The sequence below is a fragment of the Phocaeicola vulgatus ATCC 8482 genome (assembly GCF_000012825.1).
Classification (GTDB): Bacteria; Bacteroidota; Bacteroidia; order Bacteroidales; family Bacteroidaceae; genus Phocaeicola; species Phocaeicola vulgatus.
In genome coordinates this window covers 3,725,974-3,743,020 of record NC_009614.1, presented here as the reverse complement: position 1 = coordinate 3,743,020, position 17,047 = coordinate 3,725,974, and the positions used below count along the sequence as shown (strand labels likewise).

Below are 17,047 nucleotides of genomic sequence, written 5' to 3'. Positions count from 1 at the left end.
CACAAGACTAGAAATATCATTTATCTTATCATAGTCATCCCTTTTAATGACATATCACTTTATTTATCTCGTTTTTTGCTTCTTCTAATAAACAATGGAATAATAGTCAATTGTTTCCTGTTAATTATCATCTTACAAAATGTCTTTATATTCCTCATTACTCTTCGCCATAACGGAACACGAAGTATATCCTCCACAATACTCTCTACTGTTTCTCCAACAGCAAAGCGTCGAAAAAAAACCAAACGAGCAGGATGTGGCTGCCTATATTCCTTAAAGCCACCATTTAACGCCACTACATCAGATAACGCAGACAAGCGTATATCTATGGATAATCGTTTGAATATTTGTTTTCCTTTTACCGTGTTCACCAAGGCCAATCCTATCCCTTTATCATCATCAAAATCAGGCATCAGGCGGTCTATCCCCCAAAAATCAGCAATAGTCAGATCACTGTGGCTCACTCCATTCTTACACTTACATTCATAGCAAGAAGGGCGCAGATAAATATCAGATAAAAAACCTCTCATAAAAGGATTTTCACGGTGTATATCGGACAACAAAACTGAATTTTTGTCCGCATTAAAGGCGGACTTTCCACGGACAACAAAACTGTATTTTTTCCAGCCGTGCAGTGTCTTATCTCTAAATTCTATACCCACTATCGTGGGCATGACATTTAGAGAAGGGAAAACTGTATTTTTTCCAGCTGCCGCCCTACGGGCGGATTGTAAGTCACTCATTGTTTCTTTCAAATATCTCCGCCACACTCCAGGACTCGGCACACCGTGACAAAGAAAATCCACAGACAATAAATTAGGATAATCTTTCCGAAGATACTTATGAAGTCCAGCTATCTGGCAAGGAGTCCCCGAAAACAAAACATAACGCCCCTGCTTCAAAAAACGTTCAGCATCAGCAAACCCTGTTTCTACGCGTGCTTGAAGATATTTGCTTCCCATCATAGGACGAACCCCATCCAGTGTTTCGGAATAAGTAATCCTTACCTCCCAATTCTCATCATAGACAGCCCCAAATACCACACCTCCATCCATGATTATCTGACGTGACAATGCTATAAACACGCCTCCAGAAGAACTGTGAATACGCTCCTCTTGATTCTTATTCTTCACAGCCAGCACTTCCATCGGAACAAGTGCTTCGCCCCAATGAAGCAAAGGACATACTTTCTCGCACAGTCCACAATCTATACAATCCCCCTTATCTACCACTGGATAAAGAAAACCTTCCGTATCTTCATGCAGCGATATACACTGACGTGGACATTTCTGCACACAAGAAGAACAGCCACAACAAGACTGTTTATCCGTTATATCGATCATATTCAATTAGTTACTTTTGCTCAAAAACATCCGTATCTTTTCCTTTATGAATTTCCTCTCTCCTTCTGCCAACCCTACCCGATACGAAGAAAGAGAAATTGTCAATACAGATACAAAACATACTGAAATCCCAGCCCACAATGTAGCAGGAAATATATACAACAAACCAATCGGTAAAGGCATTGCTAACAGCAACACATATAAACAACGTAACAAGACAGCATGGAAATAGCTATATAGCGACAAATGTATCATAGAACGAATAATAAACAAACGAACAAAAAATGCAACAGTACAGACACAGAAATGAATAAGGAATACACTCCAAGGTGCAGCCCCCAGCCGAAGAACTACATAAGAAACCGGAACTATAGCAAGAAGTATACCACCCACCACAGACTGGTAGAAACGGACACGCCCCGTAGATTGTGCTGCTACCATAAATGCACCTCCCATAGCATCTATTATAGTAATGCAAAGCATAAGCCGAACAAACACAACTGTATAAGCAGGAACCATATTCAACCATAGCTGCAATATCATCTCTGTTTCAAGTAATATGGGAAAAGAAATGACAGCAAGCAGCAAAAAGGTAAATTTGGAACTACGGAATATCAAACTGTGCATATAAGTAAAATCTCCCAATGCGTACGACTTTGTTATCTGTGGATTCAAAGCAGTTTGGAAGTTAGTAGAAAACTGGGTGACAGCTCCCTGCACCTGCACTGCTATACCACGGGCTGCATTCACGAACGGACCGAAAAACATGTTTAGCAAAATATTTATTCCTTGGGAAAAAAGAACTGTAGCAAAACCGCCCCACAAGTTCCAACCACCAAAGTACAACATTTCTTTAAATAACTTAAGATCCCAACCCCAATAGTAACGAACTTCCTTAAAATGACAACTACAGTAGTGACCATAAACAATACGGATAAGCAATTGCGTAGCACAAAGCAAAGCTGCATACATAATTAGTTTATCTGACCTTGTAAGATATAGCAAATAAACAATACCCAACTTCAACAATACTTCAAGAATCGAAATATAAGCAAAAATTGACATCTTTTCATGGGCAATAATCGCTGCATTATAAGGTACACTCACTATCATAACCATCATAGTGATTATCGAAAACTGATATACCCAAAAAGCGGCAGTCATACGAGAGGCAGGTATTACCATCTTCTCATAAAAGAACCAAAGCCCAATCGTTTCGCCTAAAAACAAAATAAGCAGTGCAACTAACAAATGGATATTCACACTAGTTTGAAAGACTTTCTGCAATTGATCGAAATCCCCTCTTCCTAGTTCAAATGTTATATAACGTTGTGTGGAAGAAGACATCGCACCATTAAAAAAGCTGAACATAGTTATTACTCCACCTACAACATTGTAAATACCAAAATCCTCCACCCCCAAAGTAGCCAATACCACACGGGAAGTATAAAGACTTACCAACATCATAAATAGCATACGAAAGTAAAGCAGCAGTGCGTTTTTTGCAATTCGCTTGTTTGTAGAAGAAATTTCAGGCATTTAATTGAAATATACAGTTTATAAAATATAACCTTATATATAAGCTACTTATATGTTTCCAAGATTAAATTTCAAATAATCCAACGATGATGATTGCTTTGCCCACATCGTCTGATTAACTTTCCCCCAATCAATACTTTCATGCACCAATTCTGGAGTCACTTGCCTTATGTCCGTGATAAGTCTATTTTCTAGACCGAACATTTTTAACAAGGATTCAAAACGCGCTATCCCTCTATCTTTATTGGCTATTGTAATAAAATGCTTATTGAATATTATAGCGAATACTGTAGCATGAAAAGAATCAGCTACAATAAATTTACTATTAACGAAGCCCTCAATCCATTTTTCGATAGATGGTGCTACACGTTCCTTGATGCCTGCTTTATGATTTTCCGTTTCCGTATTGATGCGTTGAACTGTCAAATGAAGTTCTTTGCATATTTCTTCTACTATCTGCATCTTACTTTTAGAGTTATCCAACAGATAATAGCTCAACCTATTCTGTTCACTAGGCATAATACCTGTTTCACTAAGATAATCTTCTTTATTGAGTAACATGGTTGGATCCAATACATGTTCTACATTGATGCCCAAGTATTTGCCACACAATTTAGCTCCGGAATCCTCCCTTACAGCAATAGCATCGAATCGGCTCACCAATTCCCTGCATTGTAAAGTTTGTTGTTCGGAGTATTCCCACTCTTCCGTACCAAAAGAGGGCGCATATGCTATTCGCTTCACTTTTTCCTCCGCAGGTACAAAACAAAGATAATAATAAAGTATATCTGAAACATACTTAGGTCGCCAAGTCTGATCGCTTCCTACTATAAAAGCATCATAATGCGGTAACTCTTCATACCGAGGGGTTCGAAAATAAATCTTACGATTTGATAAGTGCTTATCAACAAACGTTTGTAACTCTGACATTATAATCTTCCTTGTCCCCTCAATTGTCAATGGTCTAATGCATTTCCTCTTAATACTGATAATAAGAGATTTAACAGCGTAAACGAGCTGATTTTTCAAAGATAATTTATCCCACTGCCTGTCTATTATCGACACATCATGCCCCAGTTTCCTCAAAGTCCTATATAGAGCATATGTCTGTAAAATACACCCATGACTAGCATGTATTGGAAATATAATCAGTGCTATTCTCATATTCGTAAATAACCCATACAGCATACCCTCTATTTACTAAGCAGGTATGCCACATAAACTTGATTAAAAATAAAATTCTTATTAACTTTTAACTGAAATATACTATATACTCTCTTTCGTTCTTCAGAATAGCTACATAAAATAGGAAACATAACAAAATGAACTTATTCATTTTATAATTTTCATACAAAATAAGTATCCAAACCTTATGGAAATAGCCTTTAAATTTATAAGTAAGTACCTTTACTTTTCGCCAAAGAAAAAACATTTTCATAAAGATTTAAGATCTTTATTACTTACCGCCTTAATGCAAAATTTTATATTATGAAGTAAAAATACGTATCATGTTACTAACATCCCCCAAATAGCCCGAGTGCTTAAATATATCAAAGACAATATTAAAAAACAACATTGAAATAAGCCACTACGTTAGCAGACCATTTTTATTTATAGAGAAAACCATACAAAGGCATTTTTTTATAAATTTTATTCCCAATGGGATTATCTTTTAATGTTTATTTTTAGTTGTTCCAATAGTGATCGATTTTAAATTCTAATTTGAATATTAATTATTTGCCACTTACAAGTTTTTGAAAATCCTCATAAAAAAGAGTTTCTCGGGATACAGATTCCTCTTTCAATGCTAAATAAAGCAATTGAGGCTCTTGCCTATTCAAATCTTCTATATACCTCCAAAAAACAGCAACCATAGCATTCTCTTTTCCATAATCTCTAGAAAATCTTAAAAATGCCTTTATTAACTGTTGAACGGACTCCAAAGTGTAAATATGTTTTGTTTTTTCCTTATGTATCTGAACCAATATCTTCACCAGGTCATAAGTATAACTTATTATTCCTTTTCGAGCAATACAATCAAGCCATTGATAAATATAATCGACTACATCATCCATATATTTCATAGCATACGACCTTGCACTATATTGATGATATTTATCCAGCAAAGAATCACATACCAATTTCAAGTAATAAGGATAAATAAAAGGTATTTCCTCCCTATTCTCATCACATGAGGCAAATAAACGATGAAATAAAATGTCATAGAAACGCAGGCACATATAACAAGAAGTCTGGTGATACTCATGATTATGAAACTCATCCACTTCAAGTGAGAAAATCCGGTTTCCTATATTTGCTTCCAACAACGCTTCTTCCCCAAATGCCCTATAAATCTTAAATTTAGTAACAAAGTCTATATAAGCAAACATAAGCGATAAAAATAAAGTTCCTCTTAGTTCATATTCTATATTACTGTTCTCTTTATAATTAAGAGGCTCTACCAACTCTCTCACAAAGCCCATGGATTTGGTTCTCAACAAATTACGAAAATAAAAAAAAATACTATCTTCTGCGCCACAAAGTGTATCAGTTTTCAACTGATACACACATTCTAAAAAGAAGACAGGATTTATAGAAGAAGATTTTTCGATAAATTCCGGTAAGAAAATAACTTTCTGCAAAACTTCACCATTCAAATTTTGAGTTTTTTTCTTCGGCTTACTACTTTTTGATTCAAAAGGCATCTTATTATCCTCATCCTTAGCTACGCCATTGACTATGCGATTTCTTTGTTGTATCTTATCTTTGTGGTAATCATCCAAATATTCCATAAGCAGACATATATTTCCATTTATTAACCCCTTGTAATATCTGATTATGTCCTCATGCTTACTGCAAGGGAAATTTTTCCTCCAACCAATTATAAAAATAAGATAGCTAAGAGTTAAGAAAGCTATGATATACGCCCAAATATTAGCAGGAATACCATTTTTCACCACAAGTTCAGGAATAATCCATCCTCTTTGTTCAAACCATGGGAAACCTATCAAATAATGTATACACAAGACAGCCCCCAAAAGAAGACAGTAATCTCTCTTATAGAACTTATACAGCCATATTTTTTTATTATTTGATACAGCAATTGTTACTAAAGTAAGTACAATAGTTACCAGTACAAGAAAGTCACTTATTGTCATAAATAAAGTAAGTTTATCACTCCACCTTCTCAAACGGAAAAGCCTGAAGATAACTAATAGCCACCGTCATATTACCAAAAGCAAACACCAGCTTGGTATTCCGATGCAGACGCATGATGCATCCCTCTTTCCCTTGAAAAACACCACCCGTAATACGTATCTTCTGCTTTTTCTGAATATACTCCTCAAGAGGCTTATCCATCAGTTCAATGTTATAAGGCATGGATTCATACAGATAAATAAATTCTTCCATCTGTCTATGGGGAATAACAGCCACGCTATAGGAATTGCGGTCTTTTGCAAGATACTGCCGGGGAAACAGATGGGCAAGGATGAGATTCAATTCATCCAACGGGGCACATACAAACAGATAACCATCACCCGTGATTTCCTTTTCATCCGTCAAAGCGTTCAACTTCTGTACAGAGCCTGTCGCGAACGCCTCCTTTACGGCAAAGGCGGACTCCCGACGGGCCGCATATTCTTCCTTGCTATAAGGACACCGTTCAAAACGTCTTTTATGGTCAGCAGAGGTATATGAAAACACTTTGAAGCAGAAATATCTTTCTTCCCTTATGCCAGACCGGGTATTAATCATCACAGCCCTCCTGCCTGTAAAGATTTCGATATAGCGTTTCAGCTCTCTGTTGCGCAGGAACATATAATACCACTTGTGGTCAGGATATTCTTTTTCTTCCCCCGTCTGTGACGTGGTTATCAGATCTGACCCCTGGTCTGGGCAGGAAGCGATTGAACTGCATGGCAGTAACCTAGGCGCTTTACCCGTTATGTTTTGATTTTGCGGAAAGGAGTATTCAGTACCCAAATCCGCATCATTACAGATTTGCATCAAAACATAAATTATTTATCATTTGTACTTCTAAAATGAAGGCTTGTTGAAGCTTCATTTTTGGGGTTCTCTTAGTAAGAGATCCCCTTCTCTATTTAATTTATTGATAATGTGAAACATACATATCGTAATTCATAACCTTTTACGAACAATTCTCATACATTTCTTGTTAAAAGCATTTTAAAGCAACAAAAGATTTCCATTTCTTGGGAATTATAGCTATTTTTGCAGCCAAATGGGGATCTCTTACTAAGAGAACCCCATTTTTTATAAAACGAATCATGCTATCAAACAGCTGATTTTCAGATCTATCACACTTGTTCATGATAAAAAATAAATTATCCCAAATTAGATATCACACGAAGTCACACAGTATTTCCTAATGGCACGATCCTTTAGATCAGCATTCTGCATATTTCTATATCTCCCCATACAAAAGTCATTCAATATTTTGTATCTATCACCAACAAGGCATATTTTGATTACTTTGCCGAATATTGAATATTCTCCCAGCTCTTATGTTAGGATTCTAGAAATATTTCTCCGAAAATGATCTGATTTTATCCAAGCCAATAGAACATTCAGGCTGTCATCCTACAGCCTGAATGAATACTTCCCCTACAACCCCCTTAAAATGATCTGATTGGCTCGGTCTATCTGTGAAGTGGAGATGGATGCCAGATAAATATGAGTGGTCTTTTCATTATCGTGCCCCAGCCCTTCGCGGATGATGTCTGTAGACACCTTCCTGTCCTGCGCTATGCTGGCCCAGCTATGGCGCGCCACATAGAAAGTCAACGGCGCCTTTAATTCCAGCCGCAAGCCTATTTTATTCAAACCCCGTCCTATCTGCTTGGCCCTCAGTTTATATTGCTTGCGGTCATTTATGTCACAATACCGCAAGATAGGCAGCAGGTACTCGGAAGTGTCATCCTTGTATTTATCCACAATCTCCTGCATCAGCTCCTCCCACAGAATAGTCAGCCGCTGCCCGGTCTTTTTCCGGCTGTATGTCAGAATTCCATTCTGGAGGTTGCTCTTCTTCAAGTGTGCCATATCAATAAACGACATGCCCCGGGTATAGAAACTGAAAAGGAAAATATCCCTTGCCAGCTCCAACTGGGGTTCGAATGACAAATCAAGCTCCTTGATCATTTTGATGATTTTAAAGGGAACGGCCCGTTTTACGGTCTTGTCTATGCCGGTATAGACATGTTTGAAAGGTTTCTTGTCGGTGGTATAGCCTTGCTCTACAGCCAGGTTATACACACTCCGCCAGATTCTCATATAATAGGAAGTACTGTTCTTTACCAAGCCCTTCTCTTTCAGATAGGCTTCATACATCTCCATCAGCTCCGAATCAAAGGCTTCAAAACTCAGATCTTCATTCTTTCTGAATTGGATAAAGCTGTTCATTGTCGAGGTATAACCTTCTGCCGTCCGTCCCCTTTTCTGCCGCTCCAGTTTATTGATACATCGTTGCATGAAGTTGAACACACTCTCTACAGAAGGGATTTTCCGGAAAGAAGCCACGATATCATCAATGGTGTATTCCACACCGGTCCGCTCCAGATCATTGATAATACCTTGTAACCGCGTCATCTCCCAATTCGTCTGGTCACGTATCAGCAGAAGACGCGCTTTACATTCAGACTGTGTTGAAATAAGCAGACTGCCGGTGGAGTCGTCCCACTCGGAAGGCATGATCCGGTAAGAAGTCTTGATGAGCCGTGTCAGTCTGTAATGAATAATTTGATAACTTAATACGCCCTTTTTTCCTTTTACGCTCGATGGGCGGAATTTCAATTTAATGGATGCCATATTTCTTTTCTATATTATGGTTTTGTTATTCAAAACGAATATAGCAATATGGCATCAGGTACACTGTTGCACCTCCGGTTATTCTATCCTTCTATCTCGCTCAGTTCCAACCAGCGCATGGTCTTTTCATCAATCAAATCATTCAGTTCCGGCAATCGTTTGGATTTCTCCGTCAGTTCCTCCACTCCCAGCGTACCGCTGCAAAGGGCGGCTTCTATATCGGCCTTCTCCTGTTCCAGCCCGGCTATTTCTTGTTCCAGCTGCTCGAACTCTTTCTTTTCCTTGAAAGACATTTTCCGCTTGTCATTCAGGCGCACGCGGGCGGTCTTTTCCTCTTTTGGCTTTTCCGCCTCTTTGTCGCGCTGCTCTTTCGCCTCGCGCCAGTCACGATAATCGGAGTAGTTGCCCGGAAAATCACGAATGTCTCCCTGTCCCTTGAATACCAGCAAGTGGTCTACCACCTTGTCCATGAAATAGCGGTCGTGGCTTACTACGATTACACAGCCCTTGAAGTTCTGCAAATATTCTTCCAATACCTGAAGGGTGATGATATCGAGATCGTTGGTAGGCTCATCCAGCACCAGGAAGTTGGGATTACGCATCAATACCGTACACAGGTACAGGCGGCGGCGTTCTCCCCCACTCAGTTTATATACATAACTATGCTGTGTTTCGGGAGTAAACAGAAAATGTTGCAGGAACTGGGATGCGGTCAGTTTCTTGCCATTTCCCAATTCGATGACTTCGGCAATATCCTGCACCACGTCGATGACCTTCATTTGCTCGTCAAACTTCAGGCCATCCTGAGAATAGTAACCGAAACGGACTGTCTCACCGATATCCAATGTTCCACTGTCCGGCTTCTGTTCGCCCATCAGTATTTTAATGAACGTGGACTTTCCCGTACCATTGTTTCCCACGATGCCCATCTTCTCATAACGGGCAAAGATATACGAGAAATCTTCCAGAATCTTCAAATCACCGAAACGCTTGTACAGATGATCCGCCTCAAAAATCTTGGAGCCGATGTAAGAGGCTTTCATATCCAGTTTCACATTGCCGTCGTTGAAACGCTGCTTCGCCACTTTCTCCAGTTCGTAGAAAGCTTCTTCCCGATAACGCGCTTTATGTCCGCGTGCCTGGGGCATACGGCGCATCCACTCCAGCTCTGTGCGGTACAAGTTATTGGCACGGGCTATTTCGGCATTGGTCGCCTCGATACGCTCCTGCCTCTTTTCCAAGTAATAGCTGTAGTTCCCTTTATATGAATAGACCTGCTGATTGTCTATCTCGATAATTTCAGAGCAGACGCGGTCCAGGAAATAACGGTCGTGCGTCACCATAAGCAGACTGATGTTTCCCCGGCCGAGATACCCCTCCAGCCACTCCGTCATATCCAGATCAAGATGGTTGGTAGGCTCATCCAAAATCAGGAAATCGGGCTCGGTTATCAGCACATTCGCCAAAGCCACCCGTTTCAACTGACCTCCGGAAAGATGTTTGATCTGCTGGCTGAAGTCCCGGATTTTTAATTGAGAAAGGATTTGTTTCGCCTTCCGTTCATAATCCCATGCCTTTTCGTGCTCCATCCGTGCCAACAGCTCTTCCAGTCCCGGATTGCCTTCGGTTTCCATGCAGCTTTCATATTCTTTGATGAGTTCCACCGTGCTGTTTCCGTGATAGAAACAGGCTTCGAGCACGGTCAGGTCTTCGGGATAATGTGGGTCTTGCTCCAAATAGCCCACCCGCAGATCACGACGAAAGACGATGCTTCCTTCATCATATCCCTCCTTACCGGCTATTATATTAAGTAAGGTAGTCTTGCCTGTACCGTTCTTTGCTATCAGACCGATGCGTTGTCCTTCGGCCACTCCAAATGAAATCTTTCGGAACAATACCAAGTCACCGAATGACTTGGTAAGCCCGTCTACTTGCATATATGGGGTCATTATTTGTCTATTTATTTAAATCATCCAACACTGCCTCCGCCTCTCGCTTAATTTTCCTGAATTCGGATTTCAAGTCGCAGGGGAGTCCCTTTTTAGCTTTTCCCCACACCAGTGCGGCAGGGTCCAGCACCATATCCGAACACATAAACTGCAAGGCGGGATATTCTTTCTGTCCCTCAATGACAGTCACCCATTCCATACCTTCCATCTCATTCACCAAAATGGCTCCGAAAGCAATACCGAAATTCTCCCACGCCATACGCTGCTGAGTCTGGAAACGTCCGCTGTCCATTACTTGCTGTATACTGTCAATATCACTCTCCGACGCAGTGAAATCCTTGGTGAGTTGCTTTTTAATCGTGGTAGAAGCCCACTCAAAGGCGGTGTTCACCTCCCCGATTTCCAAGACACGGATCGGAATGATCTCACGCGGGTGACTTACACCTTCTTTGCGGACCTGCAAAGACCGGATGATTTCTTCCGCCGGATGCTTGTCTCCTCCTTTGGACACGGTAAAAGAACATTCGAAAGAAAGATCCCCCTCTCCTGTCACCCAGATATGAGTGGTGTACCAGGCGCCTTCTTCCTGAAAAGTTTCCGCGCTGTAAGCACAATCCCACTTGCCCACTTTCACCAGGGCGGAAGAGGTATTTTCTTTCAATTCGTATGCGATGCACTGCGGACCATAGTCAGCCGCTTCATCCTTATAGGCCGATATGCGGAAATTACCTGTCCACCGGTCAGGATTATAGAATAAAAAACTCTCTTCTGTATCTTCAAACTCGTGCCAGCCCATCGGGTATTCCAATGAGAACCAGCCACCGGGAGAAATGTATTTCATAGTCTCTATCTTTTTAATTCATTACTAACGGAAACGATCGTTTTACTTTACCGGCAATATCTCAATCCAGTAATCATCAGGATCATTGATGAAATACAAGCCCATAGCGGTGTTCTCGAAGCAAACGCATCCCATTTCCTTATGGAATTTACGGACTTCGTCATAATCACCTTCCACACGCAGACACAGATGGCTTTCGTTCTCACCCAACTCGTATGGTTGGGTATGGTCACGCAACCAGGTCAGTTCCAACAAGAAATTGCTGTGGTCATCGGCCATATACACCAGCACGAAGGAACCGTCCGAAGCTTCCTTACGATGAGACTCATGCAAACCTAACGCTGTTTCATAAAACTTGATACTCTTGTCCAGATCAGTTACATTGATATTGAAATGATCAAATCTTCCTTTTACTTTCATATTGTGTTATTCTTTTGTTATTCAATCTCTATTTTTTGTCCGCGATGTGTCAATGACACAAAACGCACTCCATGCGCTTCGGCAAAGTCGCGGAAAGCATTTGCCTTGGCATACTCCGGTGTGAAATGCATGGGTACAAAGATATGAGTTTTTATCTTTGTTACAAACTGTCCGGCACCCCGCATGTATTCTTTTCCCAAACGGGGGTCAACGGGAAACATCGCCACATCCACTTCGGGCGTATAGGCGTAAAGATCATCCAGCTCATGCAGGAAATTCTTCTCGGCTCCCTTCCACTCCGCCTCGGTACTCTCATCCATCCAATGCCAGTTATTCAAATCACCGGCATGAAAAATCTTTTTTCCACCTGTCTGAAGCAAAAACGATACTCCCACATCCGTGGAACCGAAAGCACGCACGCTCAATGTTTCATCCTTATATTCCTCTCCTTTTTTCAGCCAGACGGCATCTTCTTTCTGCGCCCTGCGATGACGCAAAATGTCTTTCGAGAAAATATAGATGATATCCGGCCGCTGTTCACGCCATTGCAATACCTCTTTATTAAAATGATCCGGATGAAAATGACTGGCCAGCACATACAGTTTTCCGGGTCTCCGCAATAATTCGCTGTGTACAGTTCCTTCCGGCATTCCCGCCTCTTGATTGCTGAAAGTCCCATCCATCAACCGGTTCAAATCCGCCTGCGCCTGTCCATCCTCCGAATCACGGTAATAATCCATGATTACAGTAAAGCCATCGCCTGACAAGGCGAATCCGCTATGATATATATAAGTAAGTTCCATATCCATACAACAAATTTATTTACCGATAGGTTGCACCTGCGCACGGGTCTTTTTATCAATCTCCAGAAACATATAATTCACTTTACCCGAATGTATCAGGGAGTCATTCTCCCGATATTTCCTCGTAGCATATTCCTTTGATTTCTCGTAGGTCAGTTTCGACATCTGGTTCTGGGATTTGCCCACCATGGTAGAATCCAGCTTCTCATCCGGAAAAAAATCATCCAGATTCACATCCCCTATCATCGTGGTTTCCAGAAAATTCATATTCTTATGTGATTTGTCTGTGTAATAACCCACAAACATATGTCCCGGAATACGCACCAGGATAGGATTGATATTGATGGCTTTCATCAGTGAGGCCAGCAACACGCTGCCATCCACACAGTTTATCTGCGAGGATTCCAGCGCATCGTCCAAGGTACGGACGCGCTGTGTATAAACCACATTGGACGAAAGACTGGTATTGGTGGTGGAGCTATACTTAAAGTTCCGCTTTTGCAACACATTCCACAATGCATAGACCTGTTTGTCCACATTCTCCGACTGGTGTGCATTACCTTGATACCCAAGAAAACGATTGACGATACGTGTATCCAAGGCTTCACGCAATAATTTGTCAATCTGAGGATGCTCCTCGTTGACGTAGGCCGCAAAAAACTCTCCCGTATCGTGAAACTTCATTTTATCGTCCACATATCCTAAAGGGCACTCATTGATACTGCGCATCGAGATGGTTTTCAAACGCTGTGGAAGTTCTTTCTTATTCAATTCCGCCTTGACGGAGATGCTAACGGGCACTGCCTGATTATTATCACGCAAAGCCTGATAGTTCCATATAATATCCGGGAAAACCAGATATTCTTTCCCCGCCTTGGGTAAAATAAACTCAGATACAGACTGAGAGAAAAAAGGAGTCTCGGCCACTTCTATACGCAATTTGCTATTGGCATAACTGTTCTTCAGCCGGATGGCGATACACGACTTGGGATTTCCGATATAATCGGAATCGGCAGGTACGATTAAACTGGCATCTGTGGTTGCGGTAGAAAGAATGGTTGCAGGGAAAATATTACCACCCAGCTGGTCGGTAATCTCGAACCCGGATTTAAAAGGCTCATACCGATAAATAAAGACTGAAAATGCCATTACCAGTATAGCAGATAATATTAATGTGGACCATTGCCACTTGTTCAGTTGTTTCATATTCCACTTTTCTACGCTATCTGTTAATCAGTTGTTTTTATGATTCCCCATCCACCATCATTCACTACAGACTACACTGATTGACACAGGTTCCATATCAAGCAATTGCTTTTCAATAGAAACAATCTGCATCAATCCGTGCAATCGGTGGCGAAAAGCTCGTTATCTCACTGCGATACTCTCTATCTCCACAAGCGCTCCTTTCGGCAAAGCCTTAACAGCTACAGCAGAACGGGCAGGGAAATCTCCTTCGAAATACTTGGCATAAACAGCGTTCATTTCAGCAAACAAAGACATATCTGCCAAAAATACGGTTGTTTTTACGATATTAGCGGTAGTCAGACCGGCTTCTGCCAATACATTCTTGATATTCTCAAAAACCTGGGTAGTTTGTTCAGTCACTCCTCCCGGAACAAATTCACCGGTAGCAGGATCAACGGGAATCTGACCTGACAGGAATACCATACCATTCACTTCAACAGCTTGACTGTAAGGACCTATAGCAGCAGGAGCCTTTTCTGTAAAAATCACTTTTTTCATCTTTTCTCTATTTATAATTAAGTAAAAATCAAATTTGACGGGCTAAATTAGTATTTTTTTCGCTATTTCATGCAGACTCTACTGAACAATCTGACCTATTTTTACGTTCATTTAACATCAGGGTTTTCACAGACAGAAAGGATGTTTCCCCACGTCGTTTTTTTTATTAATTTCATTAAATTCGGCAAAAAATCTTCTGTAATATGCATGAGATTAAAAAAAAATATCTACTTTTGTCCTCGGTAAATACGTCAGTTCCCTATCCGGGAAAGTCTGTTTACTTCCTGATAACAATCAAAACAACATCAATCCCATAATCGTAATTATGAGTGCATTTCCCCCTTCTAACACATTTTTGTGTAGATTGCGCTCCTTAATTATACCATTAAAAGATTATAAAGAAATATATTACTAATAACTATACTCTATGTATAACATTATTCAATTAAACGACAAAGACTTGTCGGAATTACAATCGATTGCCAAAGAGTTGGGTATCAAGAAAACAGACTCTCTAAAAAAAGAAGATCTGGTTTATAAAATTCTGGACGAGCAAGCCATAGTCGGAGCAACCCAAAAAGTAGCGGCAGAAAAAGCCAATGAAAGTCAACCCCGTAAAAGATCACGTATCAACGTTAAAAAAGACGGTGACAAGGTCTATACTGCAACCAAGGACAAGGCACAGAAACTGGAAGCCAATACCCCGCAGCCTGCCGCCGCAGCTGCCGAAACAGTAAAAGAGACTGCTCCTGTAGCGGTAACACCACAAACAGAAGCCGTGGCCGAAACAAGCGCGGAAGAAAAAACACCTAAAAAAAGAGGACGCAAACCGGGTAGTAAGAAAGTAACAGCCAAGACAGAAGAACAACCTGCAACGAAAACGAAAGAAACTGCAAAAGAGGAAGTGAAAGCTGAAGCACCGGCGAAACCGACACCCAAAAAAGCAAAAAAAGAAGAAACACCGGCTATTCCCGAAGAAAAAGAAGTGATTCTTCCCGAACTGGAATTCGGCAGTGAAACCGATGATTTTATTCCCATCGAGGATCTTCCTTCAGAAAAAATAGAACTTCCTACTGAGTTGTTCGGCAAATTTGAGGCTACCAAAGTAGAAACACCGGCTCCGGTACAGACACCTGCCCCCAAATTCCAACCACGCCAGCAGCGCGATCAAAATCAGAAGTACAACAATCCGCGCAACAATAATTACAACAATCCTCGTCAGGCAAACAATAATAACAATACGACGGCTGAGGGAGAAGCGTCTGCCAGCATTCCTCAACAACCGGAACGCAAACAGGTGGAAAAGCCTTACGAATTTGAAGGTATCCTGACCGGTACCGGGGTATTGGAAATCATGCCCGACGGATACGGTTTCCTCCGTTCATCCGATTACAACTATCTTTCCTCACCCGATGATATTTACGTTTCACAATCGCAAATAAAACTGTTCGGTTTGAAGACCGGTGATGTAGTGGAAGGCTCTATCCGTCCGCCCAAAGAAGGAGAAAAATATTTCCCGTTGGTAAAGGTGGAAAAGATAAACGGTCTGGATCCCGGATTGGTACGTGACCGCGTTCCGTTTGATCACCTGACCCCGCTGTTCCCCGATGAAAAGTTCAAACTTTGCAAAGGGGGATATAGTGATAACCTTTCAGCCCGTGTGGTAGATATGTTCTCACCTATCGGTAAAGGACAGCGTGCTTTGATTGTGGCGCAACCCAAAACCGGTAAGACGATCCTGATGAAAGACATCGCTAACGCAATCGCAGCCAACCATCCGGAAACGTACATGATCATGCTGCTTATTGACGAACGTCCCGAAGAAGTGACAGATATGGCGCGCAGCGTAAATGCCGAAGTGATCGCTTCTACATTTGACGAACCGGCAGAACGTCACGTAAAGATTGCAGGTATCGTACTGGAAAAAGCGAAACGCATGGTAGAATGCGGTCACGATGTGGTAATCTTCCTCGACTCTATCACCCGACTGGCACGTGCATACAATACCGTCTCTCCCGCTTCCGGCAAAGTATTGTCCGGTGGTGTGGATGCAAATGCCCTGCATAAGCCCAAACGTTTCTTCGGTGCTGCCCGTAACATTGAAAACGGTGGCTCGCTGACCATTATCGCAACCGCACTGATTGACACCGGTTCCAAGATGGATGAAGTAATCTTCGAAGAATTCAAGGGTACAGGTAACATGGAACTCCAGCTGGACCGCAACTTGAGCAACAAACGTATCTTCCCGGCAGTAAACATCGTGGCATCAAGCACCCGCCGCGACGACTTGCTGCTCGACAAGACTACTTTGGACCGTATGTGGATTCTTCGCAAGTATTTGGCAGATATGAATCCTATCGAAGCCATGGATTTCGTAAAGAGTCGTTTGGAAAATACCAAAGACAACGAAGAATTCCTGATGAGCATGAACTCATAAAAAATAAATCTCTTTTATTAAATGACGCAGGCTGTACCTTTTTAAGGTATGGCCTGTTTTTTATTATACTTCAATCAATATATCAATGCATCAATTTACTAATATGCCCATGACCACGCAGAGTAGAATGCAGCAAATTG

13 protein-coding genes are annotated in these 17,047 nt (G+C 41.3%); 1 reads left to right on the top strand and 12 read right to left on the bottom strand.

The window, feature by feature from the left end:
- Positions 1-59 precede the first annotated feature (59 nt).
- The 12 genes from BVU_RS14855 to BVU_RS14795 all read right to left on the bottom strand — a co-directional run bounded on the left by BVU_RS14855 (position 60) and on the right by BVU_RS14795 (position 14,470).
- Positions 60-1,343 (bottom strand): Coenzyme F420 hydrogenase/dehydrogenase, beta subunit C-terminal domain, encoded by a 1,284-nt coding sequence (locus BVU_RS14855; protein WP_011965825.1) that lies wholly within the window; start codon positions 1,341-1,343, stop codon positions 60-62.
- Positions 1,344-1,349: 6 nt separating this feature from the next.
- Positions 1,350-2,882, bottom strand: coding sequence for a hypothetical protein (locus tag BVU_RS14850; RefSeq protein WP_008652192.1), 1,533 nt, complete (start codon positions 2,880-2,882; stop codon positions 1,350-1,352).
- A gap of 48 nt (positions 2,883-2,930) precedes the next feature.
- Positions 2,931-4,046: a polysaccharide pyruvyl transferase family protein gene (locus BVU_RS14845; RefSeq protein ID WP_008652194.1), complete on the bottom strand. Its 1,116-nt coding sequence runs from the start codon at positions 4,044-4,046 to the stop codon at positions 2,931-2,933.
- A gap of 569 nt (positions 4,047-4,615) precedes the next feature.
- Positions 4,616-6,040, bottom strand: coding sequence for a hypothetical protein (locus BVU_RS14835; protein WP_008652196.1), 1,425 nt, complete (start codon positions 6,038-6,040; stop codon positions 4,616-4,618).
- Positions 6,041-6,056: 16 nt separating this feature from the next.
- Positions 6,057-6,890, bottom strand: a complete 834-nt coding sequence (locus BVU_RS14830; RefSeq protein WP_011965824.1) for a transcriptional regulator — start codon at positions 6,888-6,890, stop codon at positions 6,057-6,059.
- 618 nt (positions 6,891-7,508) lie between these two features.
- Positions 7,509-8,711, bottom strand: coding sequence for a tyrosine-type recombinase/integrase (locus BVU_RS14825; RefSeq protein ID WP_005840344.1), 1,203 nt, complete (start codon positions 8,709-8,711; stop codon positions 7,509-7,511).
- Between the two features lie 83 nt (positions 8,712-8,794).
- Positions 8,795-10,660: a ribosomal protection-like ABC-F family protein gene (gene abc-f / locus BVU_RS14820; RefSeq protein WP_011965823.1), complete on the bottom strand. Its 1,866-nt coding sequence runs from the start codon at positions 10,658-10,660 to the stop codon at positions 8,795-8,797.
- Positions 10,661-10,667: 7 nt separating this feature from the next.
- On the bottom strand, positions 10,668-11,501 hold the full coding sequence (locus BVU_RS14815) for a DUF3805 domain-containing protein (protein WP_011965822.1): 834 nt from the start codon (positions 11,499-11,501) through the stop codon (positions 10,668-10,670).
- Between the two features lie 42 nt (positions 11,502-11,543).
- Positions 11,544-11,921 (bottom strand): VOC family protein, encoded by a 378-nt coding sequence (locus BVU_RS14810; protein ID WP_005840337.1) that lies wholly within the window; start codon positions 11,919-11,921, stop codon positions 11,544-11,546.
- A gap of 17 nt (positions 11,922-11,938) precedes the next feature.
- On the bottom strand, positions 11,939-12,730 hold the full coding sequence (locus BVU_RS14805) for an MBL fold metallo-hydrolase (RefSeq protein WP_005847828.1): 792 nt from the start codon (positions 12,728-12,730) through the stop codon (positions 11,939-11,941).
- Positions 12,731-12,739: 9 nt separating this feature from the next.
- Positions 12,740-13,930 (bottom strand): hypothetical protein, encoded by a 1,191-nt coding sequence (locus BVU_RS14800; RefSeq protein WP_005840329.1) that lies wholly within the window; start codon positions 13,928-13,930, stop codon positions 12,740-12,742.
- A gap of 162 nt (positions 13,931-14,092) precedes the next feature.
- Positions 14,093-14,470 carry a RidA family protein gene (locus tag BVU_RS14795; RefSeq protein WP_005840327.1) on the bottom strand — a complete coding sequence of 126 codons (378 nt, stop codon included), beginning with the start codon at positions 14,468-14,470 and terminating at the stop codon, positions 14,093-14,095.
- 427 nt (positions 14,471-14,897) lie between these two features.
- Here BVU_RS14795 and rho point away from each other — a divergent pair, with 427 nt between their 5' ends.
- Positions 14,898-16,907, top strand: coding sequence for a transcription termination factor Rho (gene rho / locus BVU_RS14790; protein WP_005840325.1), 2,010 nt, complete (start codon positions 14,898-14,900; stop codon positions 16,905-16,907).
- Positions 16,908-17,047: the final 140 nt, after the last annotated feature.